A 24,426-nucleotide genomic window follows, 5' to 3' on the forward strand; every position below is an offset into this window, starting at 1 on the left:
CATACCATGGCATACCATTTGTGACAAAAAAGCTTTCTTCTTGACGATATATGCTGTTTAGGAGTATGATATTCTCAATTTATACTCTATATTTTGGGGGAATCATGCCTTGGAAAGTTTTTTCTACAGCGTAAATGCCACTGCGCCGGTTTTTTTGGTCATCCTTTTGGGGTATATCCTGCGCCGGATTGGCATTCTGGATGAGCACTTTGTTTCCGTCTGTAATCGCTTCAACTTCAAGATCACACTTCCAGTCATGCTCTTTGTACAGATGACTGAGACCAGCCTGCGGGACAATTTCAGCGGTGGTTTTGTCCTGCTCTGTGCGGTCATCACTGTGCTCTCTGCAGTCGGCATTTGGATCGGCGCCCGTATCTTCCTAAAAGACCGCCACATGGTAGGCGCTTTTGTTCAGGCGGGATACCGCAGCAGTGTCGCCGTTCTCGGTATGGCCCTGGTCACAAATATTTACGGCTCCGGCGCCGTTGTTCCTATGATGATGGTGGGCAGCGTTCCCCTCTTTAATGTATTTGCCGTACTCATCCTCACCCTGGAGGGTCCCACCCATGAAGAGAGTTCTTTGAAAGAGAACCTTCTGAAGGCCGGAAAAGACATCGTCACAAACCCCATTCTCCTGGCCATCCTCCTAGGCATGGCCGCATCTTGGTTTGAAATCCGTTTTCCCCTCATGCTGGAGCGAGGAATGGGATATGTGGCCGATATGGCCATGCCCCAGGCGTTGGTCTGTATCGGAGCCAGTTTTCAAGGCACAGAGGCATTGAAAAAAATCAAACCGACACTGGCCGTCACTTTTATCAAATTGATGGTCCTGCCTGGCGTTTTCCTCCCAATCTGCGTTGCGCTGGGGCTGCGCGGAGAGTACTTGGCCGCCGTTTTGGTCATGCAGGGTTCCCCCACCACCAGCACGGGCTATGTTATGGCGGAAAATATGGGCGGAGACGGCGTGCTTGCTTCCAGCGCAGTGGTCTCCACCACGGTGCTCTCCGCTTTCTCTTTGACCTTTTGGGTTTTTCTCAGTCGATCTTTTGGCCTGATATAGTTCTCTTTTGAACATGATACCATAACGGCCTCCGTGTGGGGAAATCATTCCCCCCATCCGGAGGCCGTTCCATGGATTCTTTTTGTTTTATTACTGGTAGAGGGGATACTTTTCCGTAAGCGCGGCCACGGCTGCGCGGATCTCCTCTGCCTTGGCATCAAAATCAGTAGCGGTCTGCCACATCAGCTCACCAATGACCTTCATATCCTCCTCACGGAATCCGCGTGTGGTGACCGCCGGCGTACCCACACGGATCCCGCTGGTGACGAAGGGCTTCTCAGGATCGTTGGGGATCGCGTTTTTGTTGACGGTGATGTTCACCTCGTCCAGCCGTTTCTCCATCTCCTTGCCGGTCACCCTTGCCTTGCGGAGATCCACCAGCATCAAATGGTTGTCCGTTCCACCGGAGACCAGATCGAAGCCGGACTCCGTCAAGCTTGCTGCCAGTGCCTGGGCATTCTTAAGGATACGACTCTGATAATCCTTGAATTCGGGCTGAAGCGCTTCCCCCAGGGCCACCGCCTTGGCGGCGATGATATGCTCCAGAGGCCCGCCCTGAGAGCCGGGGAAAATGGCGGAATCAATCTTCTTGGCAAACTCCTCTTTGCACAGGATCATACCGCCCCGGGGGCCCCGAAGCGTCTTATGGGTCGTGGTGCTCACCACATCGGCATAGGGCACGGGAGAGGGGTGGAGGCCCGCGGCGACCAGCCCCGCAATATGGGCCATGTCCACAAAGAAGTAGGCCCCCACCTCATGGGCGATCTCTGCAAAAGTCTTAAAATCAATGACCCGTGGGTAGGCGGAGGCGCCGGCAATGATCATCTTGGGCTTGTGCTGCTTTGCCATATCGCGGACCTGGTCGTAATCGATGCGTCCGTCAGCCCCCAGCCCGTAGGAGATCATGTGGTAGTTCTTGCCGGAAAAGTTGACGGGAGAGCCGTGGGTGAGGTGGCCTCCATTGGAGAGATCCATGCCCAGCACCGTGTCCCCGTGCTCGCACAGCGCCGCATAGACGGCATAGTTGGCCTGAGCACCGCTGTGGGGCTGGACGTTGGCATGCTCTGCGCCGAAAAGTTTGCAGGCGCGCTCACGGGCGATATTCTCCGTAACGTCCACCTCCTGGCAGCCGCCGTAATAGCGCTTGCCGGGGTATCCTTCGGCATATTTGTTGGTGAGCACCGTGCCCATGGCCACCAGAACCGCCTCGCTGACGATATTCTCCGACGCGATGAGCTCGATGTTTCTGCGCTGACGCGCCAATTCAGCCGCCACGGTGGCTGCCACCTCTGGGTCCTTGGTGGAAAGAAAGTCGATCATTTCCTGTACCATTGCCGTCGCACCTCTCCTCTAAGTAAGTAGTGTGTGAAAGAGCTATATTGGGTATTATATCGAATCTTTCCGAGAAATACAACTGACATACCATGAAAAACCCCGTCGCATTCCGTCTGCTTTTATGGTATTATGGTAAAGAATACTTCTCTTATGTGTTCTATATCTCTGATAGACGAGGTGAATCGGAATGAAAACAAAAGCGGATGTTTTCTCCATCATAGCGGAGCTGAAAAAGCTCTACCCGGACGGGATCTGCTCCCTGGACTATCCCAAACCCTATGAACTGCTCTTTTCCGTCCGTCTGGCGGCCCAGTGCACCGACGAGCGTGTGAATATGGTGACGCCCGCCCTCTTTGCCCGTTTCCCCACCCTGGAGTCTCTGGCCGAAGCCGACATCAGTGAAGTGGAGACCTATATCCATTCCACAGGCTTCTTCCGGGCCAAGGCCCGCGATATTGTGGGCGCCGCCCGGATGATGCTGGATGAATACGGCGGAAAGGTGCCGGACAACATGGATGATCTTTTGAAGCTCCCCGGCGTGGGGAGAAAGACCGCCAATCTGATCCTGGGCGACGTCTATCATCAGCCGGGCGTGGTGGTGGCGGATACCCACTGTATCCGCATTTCCGGCAAGCTGGGCCTGACGGACGGCACCAAAGACCCGGCCAAAGTGGAAACGCAGCTCCGCAAAGTGCTCCCTCCCGAAGAGTCCAATGATTTCTGTCACCGGCTGGTGCTCCATGGTCGCGCCGTATGCATGGCCAGAAGGCCTGACTGTCAGAACTGTACCCTGCGTCCCTGGTGCGACTTTTTCCAGAAAGGTGTGGGCTGAGCTGTGGATTACGTCGACTTGGAGCAGTGGCCCCGCAGAGCACAATTCAAATTTTTTTCCGGCCTCTCTTTCCCCTTTTACAATGTCACCACCTCTTTAGACGTTACGACACTGCATCGACACACAAAAGCCCGCGGCCTCTCCTTTTACTATGCCCTGATCTACGCCACGCTGCATGTCATGAACGGACTGCCCGACTTTCTCTACAAGATTCGCGGGGAACAGATCATCCTGCACGACCACCTGGACCCCAGCTTTGTGGTTCCGAATGGGGACACCCATCTGTTGAAAATCGTCAATGTTCCCTATGGTGGAACATTGGAAGAATTTTGTTCCCGTTGCTCCCACCAGGTTGCAGTGCAGCATGCACCCTTTCCTGCCGGCACGGAGGAGGCACGGGACGACTTGGTCTATATCTCCTGCCTTCCCTGGCTGTCTTTCACCAGCCTCAGCAATGAGATGGACTGCAACCCGGACGACTCTATTCCCAGAGTCACTTGGGGAAAATACGAAGCACGGGATGGAAGGCTGCTCCTCCCCTATTCTGTGCAGCTCAACCACCGGCTTCTGGACGGATGGCATCTGGGGGAGCTGGTCAACGGCGTGCAAGCCTTCCTCGACGCGTTTTAGCTTCCAGCGCTGTCCGCTCCGTATCATGGCTTGTTTCAAAATGATTTTTAGATTCTGAAAGTGACGGGGGCCCCGCGGTGAGGGGGCCCCCAGTCCATTTCCCATTTTCCATTATTCCAATCCCAAAGGAATGATGGCACAGTAGTCCTCAATGGTCCCATTTTCCCGGAAACACTTGAGGATTTCTTTCCCAACCGGGTGCAGCTCCTCCACATCATAGACTTCCAGCTCTTTGGCAAAGAAATGGTAGAGAATCTCCGCGCCCTTGTCATACCCTTCCACACCCAGGGTATCCTGGCGCTCGGGGCGGAGGTAGCGGGAGCTGATCTGCTGTCCGTCCACCTTCATCTCCTTGAGCGCGTACCCCAACAGCGGACAGCGGGCAGGCACCAGGCGGTCCATCTTCATATTGACGCCGCCCCGGCGCGCCAGATACTCGCGTGAGATCCACTCGGCGGAGAAGCCGATCTGATAGACGCCGATATGCTGGTTGGGGATCAGCACATAGCGGGTATTCTTGCAGCGCAGGATCTGTTCCAGCAGCAGGTTGGCCTGACGGACCCGCTTGCCTGTGGCAAAGGGCCAGTAGGAGCCCACGCCCTCGCTGGCCAGCTTGGCGCTGCCGCTGATGCTGGGATTATTGAAACCGCGGGGCGCCACCAGACGCCACATCCAGGCCAAAGCCGGCGGGATGATATGCATCAGCCCCATGATGCCGTAGCTGGGATGCTCTTCCGTGGCGGGGGGCATGCGGACGCCAAAGCTCCGCACATCCACCTCTACCGGCTTGTTTACGATATGCTGGATGGTGCGGCGGGGAATGATGACTCTGGGGTTGGGACAGGGGGTACCGTCGGAATCCAGCGTGTGCTCCCAGAGGAGGCAGGTGGCCCTGGGCACGCCCTCAATGTTGAAGAACATCAACGGCTCTTTCGTGTGGATGGAGATGCGCTCATAGAGCGGGTCGGACCCGTACTCCGTGATGCCGTCCACCCGGATGAACCAGCCGTCCTCTCCGTCAAAGAGGGCTAGCTTTCCGCTTTTGCTTTGAAATCCAGGCTGGCAGATGGCCATATCATCGGTGACGGGCTCAATGGTACAGGTGTCGCTCATGCTGATGTAGGTTTTTTCTCCGGTCTCTATATTGGTCCCCAGCAGAACACGACCGTCGGCAGCTCTCTGCACATCCTGGAGCAGCTCGCTTTTGCCGCCGCCGGAGGCCCCTTCGTGCATCATCACCATTTCATTTTCGTATGGGGTGATGATCCGGGCGGCGGAGGCGTGCGCGGTGACCCACCCCTCCTGCTCCCCTATGTCCAGCAGCACGCTGTAGATCCCTTTTTTGGCGGAGGGACCTGGATACAAATTGTAGGCAAATATCTCATGCAGGTCCGGGTGGCGGCTGTGGACCACCACCTGCTTGCCCGCAAAGTGTGTGTGCCGGAAGGGCGGGGCCACATAGATCACGGAGCGGGGCTTGAAGTGGTCCACCTCCTTGGCATTCACAAAGGCCTGGAGCTGCGAGAGGGCAAAGGCAAAGAAGGCCGCGTTCCGGGGGCAGACCAAAATAGAGTCATAGCCGTAGTCATAGCCGCCGGCCTTGAAGGGGACGATGATCAGCTCCTGCCGTGCCAGCCATCGGAAGGTCTCCACCCGCAGGGTGCCGAAATCGTAGCCATAGACATCCTCAAAGCGCGGCTTGTCGGTGGGCTCTTCATCCGCCACCCGCATACAGTCCGGGTCCCGACGGCGCATATAGTCCTCCATATAGTTGACCACTGCGCCGTTTTTGCAACGAACCACGGTAGCCTCTTTCACCGGCTTGCCGTTCACATCATAGAGCACCTCAATCTTATCGGTATGCTCGTTGCCGAAGATGAGCTCGTACAGCGTTTCCTTGCTGTCCGGTACGATCACGCTGGGGCTATTGTTGATGATTTCGGTCAATTCAGGCGTAAAAGTGAATTTTTCCAGCAAAACATTCATTTGAATGGCGCCTCACTTTCATTTCACTCTTCGTTTGCCATCGAAGCAAAGTATCATTTGAAACTAACTTTACCGTAAGATGCACGCTTTGTCAAGGGGAGCGCCGCAAACTTCCGTTGCTTCCGAGTGTAAAATTTTCGCTCTCTGCAAGGCTTTTCTCTGTCGTACCCCCAAACCTCAACTGAACCACACTTAAAATTTTCTTTTCCTTTTTGCAATCCGGCCCTTTGATGGCTTCATAATCCCGTCTCTATCTATGCGTCGGCATGGAAAAGCGTCCCGTCTCTTGGAAAGAGACGGGACGCCCCGGTGTTCCATAGGCTTTTACGCGCCGCTTTTTACAGGATGGCCTCCATATCCCGGACGTGCACCACACACCGCTCCTTCCACCTGCCCCGCAGGTAGACCGTACCGCTGATGATCACGCCAAGGACCCACCCAATGGAGTAGGACCAATAGAGCTCCTCCGGGCCGAAAAAATGGGCCAGCAGATATGCCGCCGGCACCCTGGCCGCCCATAGCGCCACGACGGAGGAGAGCATGGGGACGATGGCCGCTCCCGCACCCCGAAGCGCATTGTTGATGGGATACATAATGGCCATTAGAAACATGGGGCTCACCACCCGCAGCAGGTAGGCGCGCCCGGAGGCGACCACCAGCGGGTCCGTGTTGAAAAGCATAATCAGACGTTCCGCATTGAGCACGACCAGTACCGACATGACAAGGCATACTCCCACGCACAGAAGGATCGCCTTGCGCACCCCCTCCCGCACACGGTCCAGCCGACCGGCGCCCACGTTCTGTCCCACATAGGTCGTAACAGCCAGACAGAAGCTGTCCACAGGCATAAAAGCAAAGGTATCCACCTTGTTGGCCGCCGAAAAACCCGCTGCGAACTCCGCTCCAAAACCGTTGATCAGGGCTTGGAGCACCAGGATCGCCACAGAAAACTGGCACTGCTGGATGCCGGAGGGGACACCCAGCTTCAGTACTCGTTTCAAAAGTACGTTGTCCACCGAAATATGTAGCGGCCTGATGGCGATAAAATCATATTTCCGGTTGACGTAGCACACGCCGAAGATCCAAGAGCAGAGTTGGGCGATGATGGTGGCAAAAGCCACGCCGAAAACGCCCCAGTCAAACACAAGGACAAACACCAAGTCCAGAACGATGTTCACCACGCAGGCCGTGGCCAGGAAGAGCAGGGGCGTCTTACTGTCCCCCAGACCTTGGAGGATACCCGCATTGATGTTGTAGCCCAGGCTTCCGATGATACCGGCAAAAATCACTTGGAGATAGACATGGGCCTGATCGTATACATCAGCGGGCACCCGGATCAGGTGGAGGATCGGCCCGGCGATGAGCACCCCAAAGAGCGTCAGCGGGACGACGCTCACCATCACCGCCCCATACACCGTGTTCACAGACCGCCGGACGGCCTCCCGGTCCCCCGCACCCATAAACTGCGCGATTACCACGCTTCCGCCGATGGAGAGCCCCATAAAGAGAGAGGAGAGCAGGTAAATGACCGGGAATCCGATGCCCACAGCGGCCAGTGCAGTGGTACCTACGAAGTTGCCCACCACCCAGGAATCCACCATGTTGTAAAGCTGCTGGAAAGCATTACCCGCCAGCAGCGGCAGGGAAAACCGCACCAGAAGTCCCAGCGGATCCCCCTGCGTCATATCGACCGCTTGATGCTGTTTCGGCAAACGCTCCTGCCTCCTCTCTTTCCCTATCTTTTAAGATGATCCTCCTTGTACCGCTGATAAATGATTCGCAGGCCGTCCAGAATCAGGCGGCCGTCCACTGTGTCGATCAGGCCCGTATTGTCCGCGATCAGGCGTGCCAAGCCTCCGGTGGCGACCACGTGGGCGTCGGGCGCGCCCAGTTCCTCTTTGGCCATCCGGATCAGATACTCCATGGCTCCGATGTAACCCAGCACCGTCCCGGCCTGGATCTGCCCCACCGCAGTACAGCCCAGCACAGTCTCCGGCTTTACCAGCTCCACCTTGGGGAGCATAGCCGCCCGCATAAAAAGCGCGTCGGCGGAGATGCGAATCCCCGCGGTGATGCATCCGCCCATATAGGCGCCCTCACGGTTGACCGCATCCACGGTGGTGGCTGTCCCAAAGTCCAGCACCACCAGCGGCGCACCGTATTTCTCCAGCGCTGCAATACAGGCCACGGAACGGTCGGCGCCCAAACGCTCATCCCCGCTCACGCCATAGGGAAGGCCGGGGTCCACATCCTCATCCACGATGATGGGCGTTTTTCCAAAATACTTCACCATGGCATTGGTGAGCGTATGCATCACCTGGGGCACCACCGAGGCAATGATGACATTCTCCACATCCTCGGTTTTGAGCCCGAAGCGCTGAAAATACTCCCAGGCGGACAACCCGATCTCATCGGAAGTCCGGTTGGCGTCGGTCATGAGACGGAAGCTCCCGGTGAAGGTCTCCCCCTCAAACATGCCGAACACCATATTTGTGTTCCCCACATCAATCGCAAGCAGCATTTCAAATCCCACCTCTTGTCGGAGCAGTCGCTCCAGCCGTTATCGTTCAGGTGCTATTCCGACAGTATAGCACATTACCTCTCCATTTTCCAGAGAAATTACGCCATACGTGGCGCCGCGGCCCCCACAGCTCCCCGGATTCAGCATCCACAGGCCGTCCACCTGTTCGCAGTAGGGGATATGCGTGTGCCCAAAAAGGAGGATATCCGCCTCCGCCTCCCGGGCGGCATAGGCCGCGGAGGCATAGGTCAGCTTGACATTGTAGCGATGGCCGTGCATCATGAGGATCCGTTTCCCCTCTACGCGTAAAATGCGCTGATCCGGTGTCTCGGTAAAGCCGTCACAGTTGCCGCATACGTTCTGGATGGTCTGCTGTGGGAAGCGGCGCTGGATCTCCTCGATGTCCCGGCAGAGGTCGCCCAGGTGGAGGACCAGTTCCGGGTGCTCTCGCCGTATGACGTCCTCCATATTGGAGACCGCCCCGTGGGAATCGGAAAAAACGACGATTTTCATATCAGTCACCTTGTTCTGAAAGTCACATATAATACTTTGAGCCCATTCATAGAATCAATGGAGGGATATCCTATGGCAAAACAGCAACAGCCCGGAAATGTCCTCAACAGCCCTCAGGCCGCCAAACTGCTCAAGGATAAGGCGGCTGTGGAGAGTTTGGTCAAATCTCCCGACACACAGGCCCTTATGACAATGCTCAACCAGGGAGGCGGTCTGAAAGCGGCGGCGGAGGCTGCCATGAAGGGCGACGCCTCCCAGCTCCAGGGACTTTTGAACCGTCTGATGCAGGATCCCAACGGGGCCAAGGTAGTGGAACGCATCAACAAATCCGTTCCAAAATAAGGCCGCTGGCCGGCAAAGCGTTGCATTGACAGGAGGGAATGTCCATGGCCGACGAATTCGCGGATAAACTGAATGCCGTCCTCGGGAATCCTGAGGCCATGGGTCAGATCATGTCCCTCGCCCGCTCCCTCACCGGGGACAGCGGCGATGAGGGAGGCTCTCAGCCCCCAATACAGCCGCCCGTGGAGTCTATGCCCGCCCCTGCGTCCCCCGCCTCTGCCGCGCCCTCCACACAGCTTCCGGACCTCTCCGGTATCATGAATATGCTGGGCGGTCTCACGGGCGGGGGCGGGCATCAGGGGGGGCCCCCCACCTCCAATCCCCTGGCCGCTCTGGGGGATCTGGACCCCCGGGTCCTGCAGGCCGGGATGCGGCTGCTCTCTGAGCTGGGCAGCACCGACGACAGGAAAACCGCTCTTCTTACCGCCCTGCGCCCCTTTGTCAAAGAGGAGCGCTTCGCCAAAGTAGACCGCGCCATTCAGGTTGCAAAACTGTCCCGTGTGATCCGGGTGGCCTTCCAGCTCTTCAAGGAAGGAGGCGGACAAGAGCATGTATAACCGATATATCCCAAACGGCACAGCCTATACCCGTGTTCAGGAGGAGGACGCGCCTCCGTTCCGCCATCCCGGTCCGGAAAGCAGTCCCGTACCGTCCCCGGAGCCCCGCCGTCAGGCGGAAACGCCGCCGCCCCGCGCGGAGGAGGCGCCCCGCCATGATGGGAGGAATCCCCATCAGGAGCATCAGCAGAGACAGCAGCCGCCGCCCACATGGGGGGCGGCGGTCGGCGATAAAAAGCCCTCCTGGCTCTCGGGACTCATGAAGAGTTTCAAGCTGGACGATCTGGATACAGGAGACATCCTCCTGCTCCTCATCATCCTTTTCCTCTTTATCGACGGCGACGATCTGGAGATGGTCATAACCCTGGGGCTCCTGCTTCTCCTTGGCCTGGGGGGCAAGGACAAGAAGGATCAGCCTGAGTCCGGTTCATAGAGGACCGTTCCGTCGGGCAGCGTAAAGTTTCCCTCCTGTTGCAGGACGTCCGCTTCTGTGGAGGTCATACTCAGGACGATCTGTCCCTCCTTCTCCGTCTCCGCGCCCACCAGCAGCCCATTGTCTGTGGAGATCCAGTAGCGTTCCAGATAGCCCAGTTCATCTATGTCGGTTTCCACATAGATGCAGGACATCCCATCCCGCTCTCCGAATCCGGCCTCCACGATGCGCTCCGGCTCCAGTTCCAGCACCTCTTCATAGGTGGGGATGTGCTGGGCAAGGTCGGCTCCCCGCTCATCCACCGCCCAGCTCTTCACACTGTTATTTCCCCCATACCACCGGTAGAGCATGCCCTTCCCCGTATCCTTGTCCAGGTATATAATGGTGTACTGCAGCCCCATGGCGCGCAGCGGCTGTGCCATCTCAACCCGGGTCCACGCTCCGTCCACCCATACCTGGGCATAAAAGCTGCCGGTCGTATCGCCGCCCGTGGCCACCTCAATGGTAATGGCCCGATAGTAATTTTCCGGGCGCTCCAGCGTGGCAATGACGCTCTGGACCGTTTCAGGCGTCACATCCACCGGGAGAAAGCCGCCTCCTGCCGTGGGGTCGTCCGCGCTCTGTTCTCCAGAATCGGTGATTACAGGCGAGGGCAGGACAATCTCCGGCTGGTCCCCCGAAAAAAAGTTGAGCCCAAAGCTGGAAAGGATGGCAACCACCATCACCAGGGCGATGAGCAGTGCAAGGAACACCTTGTTTTTCTGTTCCATGCCCATTCACCTCCCCTTCCACCGGCTGGGGGCTATTTCTCCCCCGCTGTGAGCCCATGGATTCCACTGGTCCCGCCGCTTACGACCGACCGCTGCGGCATTCACGTCCCGAACATCTCCGGCGGCTCTCCGCGCAGCCCGAATTTCCACTCGATGGCGTCCGCGATGCGCCTGCACGCATGCCCGTCGCCGTAGGGATTCACCGCATGGGCCATACGCTCGTAAGCCTGCGGTTCCTCCAGGAGCCGCGCCCCCAAGCGAAAAACGGTCTCCTCCTCCGTCCCGGCCAACTGAACGGTACCGGCCGCAATGGCCTCGGGCCGCTCGGTCTCCCGCCGCAGGACAAGCACCGGCTTTCCCATGGCGGGCGCCTCCTCCTGCAGTCCGCCGGAGTCGGTCATAACCAGGTAACACCGCGCCATCAGATTGTGCATCTCCTCCACATCCAGAGGATCGATGAGATGGATGCGCGGATGGCCGGCCAGATATTTTTCCGCCGCCTCCCGCACCACCGGGGAGAGATGGACCGGATAGACCAACTCCACCTCCCCGTGGCTCTCCGCCAGGCGGCGCAGCGCCGTCATGATGTGCTCCATGGGCGCCCCGTAATTTTCCCGTCTGTGGCACGTCACCAGGATCACTTTTTTTCGGTCATAGTCCAATTCATTGAGCAGTCTTGTTGAAAAGTGATAATCCTTTACAACAGTGGTTGCCATTGCATCGATGACTGTGTTCCCCGTAATGAACACGCCGTCTGCAATGCCCTCCCGCTCCAGATTCTCCCGGTTGGCCCTGGTGGGACAGAAGTGCAGGTCTGCGATATCTCCCACCAGTGTCCGATTCATCTCCTCTGGAAAGGGAGAATACTTGTCATAAGTCCTCAGTCCCGCCTCCACATGCCCTACCATGACCCGCTGGTAAAAGGCCGCCAGCGCGCCCGAAAATGTGGTGGACGTATCCCCATGGACCAGAACCAGGTCGGGCTTTGCCTCCTGAAGGACCTGCTCCACGCCCAGCAGGCACTTACTGGTAATGGTGGAGAGTGTTTGCCGGGGTTCCATGATATTGAGATCGTACTGCGGCGTGAGTTGGAAAATATGCAGCACGGAGTCCAGCATCTCCCTGTGCTGGGCGGTCACACAGCACAGGCTCTCAACGCCCGCCCTGCCCTCCAGCTCCTTCACCAGCGGCGCCATTTTGATGGCCTCCGGCCGGGTGCCGAAGATGGTCATCACACGGATTGTTTTCACCGCTCTTCCCCCTTGTCGGCCGTGTCCGGGGACTCCGCTTTGTCCTCAGAGCGGCGCTTTTCATTGTTGCTGAGGAAAATACGCCCCGATACCGCACCCGCGGCGCAGAGTGCCAGCAGCAGCATGGCCTTCAGCTCTCCGCTGGTGGTGAGCACCACCGCGCACAGGCCCAGAATGGCGCTGATGATATAGAGTACGGCCACGGCCTGCTTCTGGTTAAAGCCCATATCGATGAGCCGGTGGTGCACATGGCTCCGGTCAGGGTGCATGGGGCTCTGTCCGTGGGCGATCCGGCGGATAAATGCAAAGCAAGTGTCAAAAATGGGCAGGCCCAGCATAAGAAAAGGCACCGCGAAGGAGATGATGGTATAGAACTTAAAGAGGCCCTGGATGGACATGACCGCCAGGACAAAGCCCAGGAACGTGGACCCGGTATCCCCCATAAAGATTTTTGCGGGATTCAGGTTATAGGGGAGAAAGCCGATGCATCCCCCCGCCAGTGCGGCCATAATGACGGCTACCGGCCCATCTGCCACCGCCAGGGAGATGACCAGCATGGTCATAGAGCTGATGGTGGAGACACCGCAGGCCAGTCCGTCCAGCCCGTCGATCAGGTTTACTGCGTTGGTGATGGCCACGATCCATAAAACGGTGGCGGGCACCGCCAGCCAGCCCAGATCCCAATAGGGATTGGGCGAGAGTACGTTGGGATTGGAGATAATCTGGATCACATTTCCAAAGTGGACCGCCACCAGGGCGGCCGCGATTTGGACCAGCAGTTTGAATTTTGCCCCGAGGGCATAGATATCGTCAAAAATACCCAGGACCACGATGATCACGGCCCCCAGCATCATCCCCTGGAACTGAGGGGTGATCTCCACATAGATAATGGCGCTGAGGATAAAGCCGAAGAAAATCGCCAAGCCGCCCATCCGCGGGATTGGATGGTCGTGCATCCGGCGGCTGTCCTTGGGGACGTCCACCGCCCCCACGCGGAACGCCAGGGCACGGACCACCGGCGTGGTGATGAGGGCCACCACCATAGCGGTGACCAAGGCCGCGGCCACCCAGCCGATGGCCTGCAAATCAGTATTCATTGGTAAACCTTGCTCCTTTTTGGACGGCAAAGGCCGCGTTCCGCCTCAGCGGGCCACGAAGCCCACCTTTTTATAGACTTTCCGCAGCGTCTTGTTGGACACATAGCCCGCCTTCTCGGCTCCTGCACGGTAGACGGACTCCAAATAGGACTTGTCGGCCAGAAGCCGTTCGGTCTCCTCCCGGATAGGGCGGAAGAGCTCCACCACGGCCTCTCCCACGGCGGGCTTGAACGCGCCGTAGCCTTTGCCGTCGAACTCCCGCTCGATCTCCTCATAGGTCTTGCCGGTGGCGGCCGAGTAAATGGTCATCAGGTTGGCCACGCCTGGCTTCTCCGCCCGGTCATAGCGCACACACCGCTCCGTATCGCTGTCGGTGACCGCCTTTTTGAATTTGCGCATGATGTCCTCCGGCTTTTCCAGCACATAGACGCAGCCGTTGGGGTCCTTGTCGGACTTGGACATCTTGTTCCCGGGGCTGGTAAGGGACATCACCCGCGCGCCCACCTTGGGGATAAAGGGCTCAGGGATCCGGAAGGTCTCGCCGTAGACACCGTTGAAGCGGTTGGCAATGTCGCGGCAGATCTCCACATGCTGCTTCTGATCCTCTCCAACAGGCACCAGATCGGCCTGATAGAGCAGGATATCGGCGGCCATAAGGGCGGGATAGGTAAACAGTCCCGCATTGATATTGTCGGCGTTCTTGGCGGACTTGTCCTTGAACTGGGTCATGCGGGAGAGCTCCCCGAACATGGTGTAGCAGTCCAGCACCCAGCCCAGCTCCGCATGGGCGGGGACGTGCGACTGGATAAAGATGGTGTTCTTCTCCGGATCCAGGCCGCAGGCGATATAGGCCGCGATCTGTGTCAGCGTCCGCCGGCGCAGGTCCGCCGGATTCTGACGGACCGTGATGGAGTGGAGGTCCGCCAGCATGTAATAGCACTCATATTCATCCGACAGCTTCACCCAGTTTTTGATGGCCCCCAGGTAAGAGCCCAGTGTCAGTTCACCGCTGGGCTGAATGCCGGAGAGGATGACTTTTTTCTGATTCTCATTTTCCATATTGCACACCCCTAAAAAGGTCGTCTGTACACAGTTGCATACCAAGGTATCATACCACATCCATCATTGCTTGACAAGTTTTCCCCGCACGATTAAAATGGAGGGACATCAGGAATCTTTTTGGAGGAATTTACTTTGGACAAACAGTGGTTCGACGCTATGGAGGCCCGCATCCCCCGCGGCGAGGTCCGTACCCGCTTCGCCCCATCCCCCACCGGCTATATGCACGTGGGCAATCTGCGCACCGCCCTTTACACCTGGCTCATCGCCCGCCACGGCGGCGGCAAGTTCATTCTCCGTATTGAGGATACCGACCAGGAACGCCTGGTGGAAGGCGCCACCGAGGTCATTTACGCCACACTGCGCAAATGTGGCCTCAACTGGGATGAGGGCCCGGACCTGGGGGGCCCTGTCGGCCCCTACATCCAGACCCAGCGCCGGGATCTCTATGCAAAGTATGCTCAGCTTTTGCTGGATACCGGTCACGCCTATCGGTGCTTCTGTACCAAGGAGCGGCTGGACGCCCTCCACAATGAGAATGGCCTCGGCGGCTACGACGGGCATTGCCGGACCCTTTCTCAGAAAGAAATAGGCGAAAAACTCTCCGCCGGTGTTCCCTATGTGATCCGTCAGAAGATCCCCCGCGAGGGGCATACCACGTTCCACGACGTGGTTTTTGGCGACATCACCGTGGAAAACGCCACTTTGGACGACCAGGTCCTGATCAAATCCGACGGATTGCCCACCTATAACTTTGCAAACGTGGTGGACGACCACCTTATGGGGATTACCCACGTGGTCCGGGGCTCCGAGTATCTCTCCTCCGCGCCCAAGTATAACCTTCTGTACGAGGCCTTCGGCTGGGAGGTGCCCACCTATATCCACTGCTCCCCCGTCATGCGGGACGCCCATAACAAGATGTCCAAGCGGCATGGCGACCCCTCCTATGAGGATCTGCTGTCCATGGGCTTCCTCTCAGAGGCGGTGGTCAACTATGTGACTTTGCTGGGCTGGTCCCCCAGGGGCGAGAACGTGGAGCGGGAGTTCTTCACCCTGGACGAGCTCTCGGAGATTTTTGATATCGAGGGGATCTCCAAGTCCCCCGCCATCTTTGATCTGGAAAAGCTCAAATACTTTAACGCCAAGTATTTGCGGGCCATGGACCCCGAGCGTTTCTACGCCGTTGCCGAGCCCTATCTCAAAAAGGCGGTCCAAAACCCGGCCATCGACCTGAAGCTGATCGCCCCCCTGGTCCAGCCCCGCTGCGACACGTTTGCGGACATCGCCCCTCAGGTGGACTTTTTTGACGCCCTGCCGGACTACTCCACCGAGCTCTATGTCCACAAGAAGATGAAGACCACCGAGGAGAACTCCCTGGAGGCCTTAGGGGAAACCATCCCCGTTCTGGAGTCCCTGGAGAGCTGGACCTATGAGGCCATCCATGACGCCCTTATCGGTCTGGCGGAAAAGCTGGCCCTCAAAAACGGCCGTATCATGTGGCCGGTCCGTACCGCCCTCTCCGGTAAAGCGGTCACCCCCGGCGGCGCAGTGGAGCTGTGCCAGATCCTAGGCCGGGCGGAGACGCTTCGCCGCCTGAAAATCGGCATGGACAAGCTGAGCAGATAACCTTTATCCTGCCCTCCTTCCCGCTGGGGATGTTTCCGGTGCAGGAGTCGGGTGTTCCAAGCGATATGGTAAGGCCGCCGTCCGGAGGACGGCGGCCTTTTTCTATTTTGTTCACATAAAGCTGCTACATTTTATACAAATTCTCTTCCCTTCCCCATCGAAAAGTGGTATACTTTAACCACAAAGGACATTGGAATCCAGAATGGATTTGGCTGTTTTGCCAACCGCATACAGAAAGGAGTATTTCTATGCTGACGCTGCTTCAGTCCGTTTTTTACTCCGGTATCTGCCTGGTTCTATTCGCCCTCCTGTTCTTGCCCGCCCTGGTGAGCCTGGTTGTCTGCGCGGTCTACTTTCTCTCCGACCTCTTCCAGCGTTTTCAGGGGCGGGGCTGTCCGCAATGACTGCCCCTGTCCGGCAGGGCAAAGGGAGACGGCCTTTGTCGCGATCCGCTCTGAGAAGGCCCTGTCATGCTCCACAAAGACCATGGTGGGCTGGCACTCCAGCAGCAGGGACTCGATCTGCATTCTGGAATAGACGTCGATAAAATTGAGCGGTTCGTCCCACAGGTACAGATGGGCGTCCTGACACAGGCTGCGGGCAATGAGGACCTTCTTTTTCTGTCCTCCGCTGTAGTCCGCCATGTCCTTTTCAAACTGCGCCCGCTCAAAGTCCAGCTTCCGCAGTATCGCCTTGAAGAGGCTCTCGTCGATCCCGCTCTCCCGCGCAAAGCTCCGCAGGTCCCCCCGCAGGAAGGCGCCATCCTGGGGGACATAAGATACCTTGAGTCCCCCTGCGCGCCACAGTGTCCCGGTGTGTGGAAGCTCCTGACCCAGCATCAGCTTCAGAAGGCTGGACTTGCCCGCTCCGTTGGGCCCCTGCAGGGACACCCGCTCCCCCCGTTCCACCGTGAAGGAGACCTCCCGGCACACAGGCCCGGAGCCGTAGTCCGCACTCAGCCCCTCCGCCTCCAGCAGTCTCCTCTGGGGGTGACGCAGCGGGTGGAGCTTCAGCTCCTCCGCCGTCTCCAGATCTTTGAGGAGGCGGGACTTCTCCTCCGCCGCACTCCGGCGCCTCTCCTCCACCGCTTTGGAGCGTCTCATCATCTTGGCCGCTTTGTGCCCAATGAATCCGCGGTCCGGGCGAAGGCCGGAATTCCGGCTCCCCCGTTTGGTTTTTTCTGCCGCGTCAGACCAGGCGGCCGTCCGCCGGGCCGCCTCATCCAACCGCCTGACCTCTTTTTTCAGGCGGTCCTGCTCGGCCAGTTCAAATTGGTCCTGGCGCGCTCTGTTTTCCCACCAGGTAGAAAAATTCCCTTTCTGTACCTCCAGCCCGGTGCGGTTGAACACCAGCACATGGTCCACGCAGCGGTCCAGGAAAGCCCGGTCGTGCGAGACGAGGATGAAGCCCTCTTTGCGGGCCAGATAATCCGCCGCAAGCTCCCTGCCCGCCATGTCCAGGTGGTTGGTGGGCTCATCGATCAGGAGGAATCGGTGATCCCGCAGAAAAAGCAGTGCCAGCTGGAACCGTGTCTGCTCTCCGTTGGAAAGCGTGCGGAAGGGGCGGTACAGCACCCCCTCATCCAGCTCCAGCATCCGCAGCTCCCGCAGGAGCCGCCACTGCTCCAGACCCGGGCGGAGCACCTCGGCCACCGCCTGTCCATCCTCTTCCGGATCCGGGACCGCAAAGGGGAAATAGTCGAACCCTTCGGGTGCAGAGATCGTTCCGGTATACACTCCCTCTCCCATCAGGAGCCGCAGGAGGGTAGTCTTTCCCCTCCCGTTGCGTCCCAGGAACCCCAGCCTCCAATTGGTGTCCAACTGAACGGACACATCCTCAAACACCGGGTCGCAGCTGCCTTCATAGGTGAAGTTCAGATGCGAAATATGGATCAAAGACATCAAGATCGCCCCCAAAAGCATAAAAATAGGCGCGGAGCGGCCACGCTCCGCGCCTATTTTTGATGCAATGGCGCAAAACGTGAGAGGAGCGCAGTCGCTTGCCGACGGGCACAGGGAATCCGGCGGCCACGGCCGCCTGTCCAAACTGTGCAGCAGTTCAGCAAGTTATTTGCGCATCTTCCCACCTCAAATCCTGTTTTTTCTTTCTCATCCTAACACGGAGGAATAGCTTTTGTCAATCGGGTTATTCTACAGGATACGAGTAAACTATGCCGGAAATGAGGAGGCGTTTTTATGAGACAATGGACCTGGGGACGGCGCTGGACGGTTCGCGCAGTCAGCTTTCTGCTGGCCGCCTTCGCCGTACTGGGCGGCCTGGCCATCCAGGGGCACCAGAAGGCGGAGGCCTATCAGCGCTATCTCGCCAACAGCCGCCGCCACGCCTTTGCCGAGCTGTCCACCGGTCTGAACGAGCTGGATGCCGATCTCCAAAAGGGGATCTACGCCACATCTCCTGCCATGCTCACCTCCCTATGCACACAGATCTTCGGGAAAGCGATGTCCGCCCAGATGGCGCTGGGAGAGCTGCCCTACGGCAGCATTGAGCTGGAACAGACGGCCGCGTTTCTTGCCAAGACCGGGGACTATGCGGCGGCGCTCTCCCGGTCCGCCGCAGTCAACGGCGGCTGTACGGAGGAGGAGCGTGAGGGGCTCCGCGGCCTTTCCGCCGCCGCCTCGGCCCTCTCCGCCCAGGTGGCCGCCCTCCAATCCGACCTGTGGGCCGGTGCGGCCACTCTGGAGGATGTGGAGGCCGCCGAGGCCCGCCTCTCCGCCGCCGAAGGCGGCGGGCAGGAGGTGGCCGGCTCGGTCTATCAGACCATTGAGAGCGACTTCCCCGAGCTTCCCTCCCTCATCTATGACGGTCCCTTTTCCGAACACATCGCCGGACGTACCGCCCGGGTACTGGAGGGGCGCCCCATCGTCACACAGGACGAGGCCCGCCTGGCGGCCGCCAAGTTTCTTGACTTGAAGCCCGACATCTTTACCCTGGTCTCCGCCGGGGAGGGCAAGCTCCCCACTTATGGCTTTTCCGCTGCCGTGGATGGAGGCGAACTCTATGTGGAAGTGACTCAGGCAGGCGGACTCGTCATGCAGGTCATCAGCTCCAGAGCCGCCGGGACCCCTGTCCTGTCCCGGGAAAAGGCCGTGGCCAAGGCCATGGAGTTTCTGGAAAAACGCGGCTATCCCGCGATGCGTGAGAGCTATTTCATCGATCAGGGCGGCATACTCACCATCAACTTCGCTGCGGTTCAGGATGAAGTGATCTGTTATCCGGACCTGGTAAAGGTCTCCATCGCACTGGATACCGGCCGGGTGGTGGGGTTTGAGTCCGAGGGCTACCTGATGAACCACACCCTCCGCAGTTTTCCGGTGCTCTCAGTCAGCGAGGAGGAGGCCCGTGACGTAGTCTCTCCCGCCCTCACCGTGCTCTCCCAGCAGCTCTCTCTCATCCCCACCGGCGGAGAATATGAGGTCCTCTGTCACGAGTTCAAGTGCCGCAACGAGGAGGGGCAGCATATTCTGGTATACGTGAACGCGCAGACCGGCCAGGAGGAGAAAATATTGATTCTTCTGGAAGACGAGAGCGGCACGTTGGTCATATAAAAGAGACAGCCTGTCGGAAACCCCCTTCGGGGTTTTCCGACAAAAGGCTGCGGCTCACTGCCCGCATAATTTGTCAGCCTCTGGCGGACAAATTCCACACTTGCGAGCCGAGAAGTGTTTTCTGTCACGCACATGTCGCGACAGAAAACAAATTTAAATTGCTTCGCGCCTGCGGGCACGAACTCTGCAAGGCTTTTTTGACACGCTGACGCCCCCAAAGCCATCGCTTTGGGGGCGTGTCGCGCAAATTCGCACCAAATAGGGAAGGTTTGGTACTTCGATCAGACCAGCTGAGCGCCGAACAGGGCGTTGAAGAACTGGGCCTTGTTAGCAAAATGATCGCTCTTGATGTTCTTGCAGTATTCCTTCATGGTGATGACCTTATCAAAATCGATCTGGATATTTTTGTCACCAACAACCTCTAGCAGGTCAGCCTTGGTGATGGGGAAGCTGATATCACCGGCTTCCAAGATACGGACGGCGTTGTGAACCGCGGCCATGTAATACTTTTTCATGATGAGTTATCCTCCTATCTCAAATATGTGATCTCACGTTTGATGTCCGCTGATGCCCGCTCAGGAGTTCTTGTTCTGGTACTCGTCCAGATTCTTGCCCTCGCCGGCCACGCTGGGATGGGAAGCGCCGCGGTGCTTGTAGGTCCAGTGGAAGTTGCTGGTGACCTGCTGCTCGTGGTTCTTGGTCACGACGGAGGGATACAGGTCGGCCTTAATCAGCCAAGGCAGACCCATGGGGGCCTCGGCCAGGATGGTGCCGTCGGGATTGAGGATCATGCTGCGGCCGAAGTAGCTGTAGCACTCGTCGATGCCCACAGAGTTACAGCCGACCACGTAGCACTGGTTGGTGTAGGCCATGGCCTTGTTGGTGATCTCCCAAGCCTTGTCCCAAGGAGCCATGTAGTGGGACACACGGATGATGACGTTGGCGCCATTGTCGGCAGCTTCGCGCCAGACCTCGGGATAGTCGCCGTCGGCGCAGATGATGGTGGCCAGGCGGGAGCCCTTGGGACCAGGAGTGGTGGGGCAGGCCCAGCCGGGCTGGGTGGCTTCGCCGGGGGTCCAGGGGTTCATCTTCACGTACTTGTGGACGATCTCACCCTCGTTGTTGATGATGATGGCGGTGTTGCAGTTCTTGTGGCCGTCAACATCCTTGAAGATAGGATCGAACACGCCCCAAACATCTAGCTCGCGGCACTTGTTCTGCAGCTGCTTGATCTGGGGGGAATCCCAGTCCAGCAGGACGTTGTCGGTGAGGACGTCAGGACCGAAGCCCTGTAGGCCGCACTCGATGGTGACGATCAGGTCAACGCCGGGGAAACCGCCGACGGCCTTGTCCATAAAATCGCAGATGGTGTCGGTGTTCTTCTGGACATCGTCCATGGTCTGGGCGCTGATGGGAGCGGTCTGCAGACAGACAACGCTCAGGGCCTCGGTCTCAAATTTACCGGTGATGGCGTGGGTACTTCCGATGTTCATAAAAGTTCCTCCTTCATTTTGGCTTGTGTTTATTGACCGCACTAAAGCGGGGATAAACAAAAGGTTCAGGGACAGTGCTTACATGGAAACCCAGTTTTTCTCAGCCCGCTCGGCAAGGGTGGGGGTGAACAGGCAGACCCCCAGGCCGATCAGAGCGGCAGCGCCGGTGACATACCAGCCGACGTTCCAGCCAAAGGCAGAGGCGATAGCAGGAACAGCGATGGGGGCGATCACGCCGCCGGCGCCGGCGACCAGCAGGATGAAGCCGACCGCGCCGCCCCCGATCTTGGCGCCAAAGACGTCAGAGGGCAGGGAGCAAATGGGGCCGTTGGCGGCAGGGCAGCCCCAGCCGGCCAGCATAGCGGGGATGACGGCCATGGTCAGGCTCACGGGAGCCATGGAGGGCATCAGGATGCAGCCGATGGCTCCAATCAGGAAGGCGACGACGCCCATGGAGTAGGCGCGGGCACGGATGGTGGGCATACCGCGCTTGATGAGCGCATCGCCGATCCAGCCGCCGAAGGGGGTGGAGATCAGGCCAATCAGGCCGTTCCAGAAGCCGATGCTGCCCACCTGAGCGGTGGCGTAGCCCATGTCATAGAGGTAGGTGCTCAGGAAGGAATACATGCCGTATACGTTGAAGAACACGCAGAACATGGCAAACCCGAGCATAATCATGATGGGGTGGCTGTAAACGCTCCGACCGGGCTTGAGCTTGACGATGACCTTTTCCTCTGCGCCGTCGCCGCCCTCGTCCAGAGCGGGGGGATCCTTGACCAGCAGCAGGAAGAGGACGGTACCGACGACTACCGCGGCGCCCAGGATGTAGAAGTTAGCCTGCCAGCCGAACTTTGGGGTGATAACGCCGGGCAGCATGCTGCCAACGGCGGAGCCAAGGGCGATGAAACCCAGCAGGATGCCGGAGGCGAGGCCGCGCTGATTGGCGGGGAACCAGCCGCAGACCATAGAGTTGGTGATGGTGACTACTAGACCGAAGCCCTGCATGAAGCGCAGCACCAGGATAACGGTGTAATTGGTCATCTGGGGGATCAGGAAGATGGGAACCAGGAACATCACCATGGCGAAGAGGAAGGTCTTACGCCAGCCGATGCTCGCCATCATGCGTCCTTCCAGAAAGCTGCCGATGGCGTAGCCTGCCATTAAGGTGGCGCTGCCGGCCATGGCTAGGGCGGAGGACAGCTGGAACTTTTCCTGGAAGATGGGGGAACAAACGCCCCAGGTGCTCAGCGTCACATACACCATGGCCAGGAACACGCTGCATACCACAAGGATGACATACTTGTAATACGCCGGATATCGTGAACTCTCCATGTTTTCTCTCTCCTTCATTTTTGGATTCCGGCGGAGCAAACTCTGCCGGGAGCGGATGCGCGCCGCGCCTCACCGATGCGGGCCGTTCGCCTCCGTGCCACGACTTTAACACATCCTTTCGGCGCTTTTCAATAACTCCCGGCCCAACGTCATTGCCCGGCATTGGAGCATGAAAAACAAGGCCGTCATCCGCCTTTCATCGCCGAAATCCGGAACAGACGCTTTCAGGGATGTTTTCCTGCTCATCTTACTAAAAAACGTAAAAATTCAGCATTTGGGGGCACAATCATTCCTACTCATCTTACGAAAGCAAAGTATAAAATACGGAGAATTTTCTCATCTACTCTCCTGCTTATGTTGTTAAAAATGCAAAAATCCGGCAGTTGTCATTGCCTGGCAATGACAACTGCCGGAAATTGCCCTGCCGGACAATTGCGGCGTTCCGATGATTGTGATACATTATGCTTATGCATCTACTTTATTTCTGTTTATTTTTCCGCGGCTACCGCCGCTTGAAAGGGGTTTTGTTATGCAGTTTCATGAACAGCTGGATTATCTGATGAAGCTGACGGATATCAGCAACAGTGAGTTATCCAAAAGGGCCAACATTGACCCCTCTCTGGTCAGCCGGTGGCGCCGGGGCCTCAAACGCCCGGAGGTGTTTTCCGATATCGTCAGCCATATCGCCGAAATTCTGGCCCAGCGCATCAACAGCGATCTGCGGCGCAGGGAATTCGCCGCCTGGCTCAGCCTCCCGGTCGAGGAACTGTCCGAGCCGGAAGAGATCACATCGGCTGTATTGGAATGTTTTCATAAAAACGCCTCCCGCCCAGACTTAAAGCCGCGCAAATCCTCCAGCAAACGCCCCTACCCCACCTATGAGCAGCGGCAGATCTCCCCTCTGGATCCCTACAGTCTGCCCGAAGCCCATCGTTTTGGCCGGGTGGGGCGCAAGCAGGCCCTTTCCTGGGTGCTGAGCTTCGTGGAATACTGGACGCAGGACAGCGGCACCCTGCGCTTTTATAGCGACCAGCCCTATGAATATCTGAACATCGACTGCGGCTATTATGAAAAGCGGTTTCAGGAATACCCCTACGCGGAAAAATTCCGCATCGTCAAAATCCTTCAGCCCACCACCGCCACCGAGCAGGAGCGGCTGCGCGTGCTTCAATTCGCGTTTTTGTTCATGAACACCTCCACGGTGAGCATCGCCTTCATCCCGCAGAAGGAGGTCAGCATCTTCCAGCATTCCCTGGGCATCTACGACAATCAGATGGCCATCTGCTCCTATGGCTTTTACGGCAGCCGGTATACCAGCTCCTACATCCACGCCGACGAGTCCTTCGTCCACGAGCTGACCAACGATTTTGACACCCATTTCGACTGCGCTCAAATCGCTTTGCAACCCATCCGCCGCTTCAACTTTCAAACGATGCATCGGGAGCTGACACGCTTTTACGCCGATCACGAGGCGCTTTATTATGCGGGCGAGCAGTTGTTTCTTCCCTTCCTCCCGACGGAGCTTCTGGCCCTGTGCGCGCAGCAGCTGGACGCCTTCGTCCCCGTGCCGGCCTGGGCCGCCAAGGCGGAGCGGGACTTTCTGGACTTTCTCCGGGAACACAAGGTCTTTGCCACCTTCCCGCTGCTCGCCCCGGAGAATTTCGAGAATTCCGGCGCGCCCCACATTTTCCTGGACAAGGTCCACAAATTTACCTTCGCGCCGGAACAGTATCTGGCGATCCTGCGGTATGTGCTGGAACTGTACCGCTCCTGCGAAAACCTGGAGCTGAGCTTTCTTCCCATGGATCCGGACATCTGCCTCTGGGCCAACGGGCAGCGGCTGATTCTGGTCTATACCGGGTACTGCTTCGTCCCCTACCGCTCCGAACACCCCTCTTTCGTCCGGATGCTCTATAAAATCCACTCCACCTTTTTCCAGGAGCATCTGAAAGAGCAGAACCGGGTCCAGACCCGGCAGCAGCTAGAAGAGGCCATCCGTCAATTCGGCGCTCCGACGTGAGCGC

General features: G+C 58.1%; 22 protein-coding genes. 9 read left to right on the top strand and 13 right to left on the bottom strand.

Annotated elements, in window-relative coordinates; translation table 11 throughout:
• Positions 1-109 precede the first annotated feature (109 nt).
• A complete protein-coding gene (locus tag ABUA09_RS11775; protein WP_058117939.1) occupies positions 110-1,060 on the top strand; it encodes an AEC family transporter in 951 nt (316 codons plus the stop codon).
• A gap of 90 nt (positions 1,061-1,150) precedes the next feature.
• Here ABUA09_RS11775 and glyA read toward each other — a convergent pair whose 3' ends face one another.
• The gene (glyA, locus tag ABUA09_RS11780) at positions 1,151-2,392 is read right to left on the bottom strand and encodes a serine hydroxymethyltransferase (protein WP_279203787.1); all 1,242 of its coding nucleotides are present in this window, start codon (positions 2,390-2,392) and stop codon (positions 1,151-1,153) included.
• 190 nt (positions 2,393-2,582) lie between these two features.
• Here glyA and nth point away from each other — a divergent pair, with 190 nt between their 5' ends.
• Together nth and ABUA09_RS11790 are read left to right on the top strand one after the other, a co-directional pair.
• Positions 2,583-3,227: an endonuclease III gene (gene nth, locus ABUA09_RS11785; protein ID WP_279203785.1), complete on the top strand. Its 645-nt coding sequence runs from the start codon at positions 2,583-2,585 to the stop codon at positions 3,225-3,227.
• 3 nt (positions 3,228-3,230) lie between these two features.
• Positions 3,231-3,857, top strand: coding sequence for a CatA-like O-acetyltransferase (locus ABUA09_RS11790; protein ID WP_208319165.1), 627 nt, complete (start codon positions 3,231-3,233; stop codon positions 3,855-3,857).
• A 111-nt stretch (positions 3,858-3,968) separates the two neighbouring features.
• On the opposite strand, the gene ABUA09_RS11795 is transcribed toward ABUA09_RS11790, so the two are convergent.
• The 4 genes from ABUA09_RS11795 to ABUA09_RS11810 form a co-directional block, all read right to left on the bottom strand.
• On the bottom strand, positions 3,969-5,843 hold the full coding sequence (locus ABUA09_RS11795; protein WP_033116438.1) for a DUF4914 family protein: 1,875 nt from the start codon (positions 5,841-5,843) through the stop codon (positions 3,969-3,971).
• A 338-nt stretch (positions 5,844-6,181) separates the two neighbouring features.
• Complete coding sequence (locus ABUA09_RS11800; protein ID WP_227151628.1) at positions 6,182-7,555, bottom strand: MATE family efflux transporter; 1,374 nt, start codon at positions 7,553-7,555, stop codon at positions 6,182-6,184.
• Between the two features lie 23 nt (positions 7,556-7,578).
• Complete coding sequence (locus ABUA09_RS11805) at positions 7,579-8,364, bottom strand: type III pantothenate kinase (protein ID WP_033116437.1); 786 nt, start codon at positions 8,362-8,364, stop codon at positions 7,579-7,581.
• Between the two features lie 39 nt (positions 8,365-8,403).
• Entirely contained in the window at positions 8,404-8,877 is a 474-nt protein-coding gene (locus ABUA09_RS11810) for a metallophosphoesterase family protein (protein WP_058117944.1), read from the bottom strand.
• Positions 8,878-8,949: 72 nt separating this feature from the next.
• Here ABUA09_RS11810 and ABUA09_RS11815 point away from each other — a divergent pair, with 72 nt between their 5' ends.
• The 3 genes from ABUA09_RS11815 to ABUA09_RS11825 are packed head-to-tail and all read left to right on the top strand — an operon-like array spanning position 8,950 to position 10,209.
• Positions 8,950-9,219: a hypothetical protein gene (locus ABUA09_RS11815; RefSeq protein WP_033116435.1), complete on the top strand. Its 270-nt coding sequence runs from the start codon at positions 8,950-8,952 to the stop codon at positions 9,217-9,219.
• A gap of 44 nt (positions 9,220-9,263) precedes the next feature.
• Positions 9,264-9,776 (top strand): hypothetical protein, encoded by a 513-nt coding sequence (locus ABUA09_RS11820; protein ID WP_195615399.1) that lies wholly within the window; start codon positions 9,264-9,266, stop codon positions 9,774-9,776.
• Positions 9,769-10,209: a hypothetical protein gene (locus ABUA09_RS11825; protein WP_052082531.1), complete on the top strand. Its 441-nt coding sequence runs from the start codon at positions 9,769-9,771 to the stop codon at positions 10,207-10,209. Before ABUA09_RS11820 ends, ABUA09_RS11825 begins: the two co-directional genes overlap by 8 nt.
• On the opposite strand, the gene ABUA09_RS11830 is transcribed toward ABUA09_RS11825, so the two are convergent.
• From ABUA09_RS11830 to trpS, 4 genes are all read right to left on the bottom strand, one after another.
• Positions 10,188-10,979 carry a hypothetical protein gene (locus tag ABUA09_RS11830; protein ID WP_033116821.1) on the bottom strand — a complete coding sequence of 264 codons (792 nt, stop codon included), beginning with the start codon at positions 10,977-10,979 and terminating at the stop codon, positions 10,188-10,190. The genes ABUA09_RS11825 and ABUA09_RS11830 overlap by 22 nt on opposite strands.
• A 101-nt stretch (positions 10,980-11,080) precedes the next feature.
• Positions 11,081-12,229, bottom strand: a complete 1,149-nt coding sequence (gene wecB / locus ABUA09_RS11835; protein ID WP_279203766.1) for a non-hydrolyzing UDP-N-acetylglucosamine 2-epimerase — start codon at positions 12,227-12,229, stop codon at positions 11,081-11,083.
• Positions 12,226-13,326 carry an MraY family glycosyltransferase gene (locus tag ABUA09_RS11840; RefSeq protein ID WP_349949378.1) on the bottom strand — a complete coding sequence of 367 codons (1,101 nt, stop codon included), beginning with the start codon at positions 13,324-13,326 and terminating at the stop codon, positions 12,226-12,228. Before ABUA09_RS11840 ends, wecB begins: the two co-directional genes overlap by 4 nt.
• Before the next feature lie 45 nt (positions 13,327-13,371).
• Positions 13,372-14,385 carry a tryptophan--tRNA ligase gene (trpS, locus tag ABUA09_RS11845; protein WP_033116810.1) on the bottom strand — a complete coding sequence of 338 codons (1,014 nt, stop codon included), beginning with the start codon at positions 14,383-14,385 and terminating at the stop codon, positions 13,372-13,374.
• 159 nt (positions 14,386-14,544) lie between these two features.
• Between trpS and gltX the strand changes: the two genes are divergently transcribed.
• Complete coding sequence (gltX, locus tag ABUA09_RS11850) at positions 14,545-16,011, top strand: glutamate--tRNA ligase (protein ID WP_058118764.1); 1,467 nt, start codon at positions 14,545-14,547, stop codon at positions 16,009-16,011.
• Positions 16,012-16,307: 296 nt separating this feature from the next.
• On the opposite strand, the gene abc-f is transcribed toward gltX, so the two are convergent.
• Positions 16,308-17,912 carry a ribosomal protection-like ABC-F family protein gene (gene abc-f, locus ABUA09_RS11855; RefSeq protein WP_349949379.1) on the bottom strand — a complete coding sequence of 535 codons (1,605 nt, stop codon included), beginning with the start codon at positions 17,910-17,912 and terminating at the stop codon, positions 16,308-16,310.
• 294 nt (positions 17,913-18,206) lie between these two features.
• Here abc-f and ABUA09_RS11860 point away from each other — a divergent pair, with 294 nt between their 5' ends.
• The gene (locus ABUA09_RS11860) at positions 18,207-19,577 is read left to right on the top strand and encodes a PepSY1/2 domain-containing protein (protein WP_195608557.1); all 1,371 of its coding nucleotides are present in this window, start codon (positions 18,207-18,209) and stop codon (positions 19,575-19,577) included.
• Positions 19,578-19,858: 281 nt separating this feature from the next.
• Here ABUA09_RS11860 and ABUA09_RS11865 read toward each other — a convergent pair whose 3' ends face one another.
• The 3 genes from ABUA09_RS11865 to ABUA09_RS11875 form a co-directional block, all read right to left on the bottom strand.
• Positions 19,859-20,092, bottom strand: a complete 234-nt coding sequence (locus ABUA09_RS11865) for a DUF5785 family protein (RefSeq protein WP_208319168.1) — start codon at positions 20,090-20,092, stop codon at positions 19,859-19,861.
• Between the two features lie 60 nt (positions 20,093-20,152).
• On the bottom strand, positions 20,153-21,070 hold the full coding sequence (locus ABUA09_RS11870) for a nitrilase-related carbon-nitrogen hydrolase (RefSeq protein ID WP_208319169.1): 918 nt from the start codon (positions 21,068-21,070) through the stop codon (positions 20,153-20,155).
• Positions 21,071-21,148: 78 nt separating this feature from the next.
• Positions 21,149-22,402, bottom strand: coding sequence for an MFS transporter (locus tag ABUA09_RS11875; protein WP_208319170.1), 1,254 nt, complete (start codon positions 22,400-22,402; stop codon positions 21,149-21,151).
• Between the two features lie 529 nt (positions 22,403-22,931).
• Between ABUA09_RS11875 and ABUA09_RS11880 the strand changes: the two genes are divergently transcribed.
• On the top strand, positions 22,932-24,422 hold the full coding sequence (locus ABUA09_RS11880) for a helix-turn-helix domain-containing protein (RefSeq protein WP_208319171.1): 1,491 nt from the start codon (positions 22,932-22,934) through the stop codon (positions 24,420-24,422).
• Positions 24,423-24,426 lie beyond the last annotated feature (4 nt).

This window comes from Intestinimonas sp. RTP31139st1_F5_RTP31139_211217 (assembly GCF_040226735.1).
Taxonomy (GTDB): Bacteria; Bacillota; Clostridia; order Oscillospirales; family Oscillospiraceae; genus Intestinimonas; species Intestinimonas butyriciproducens.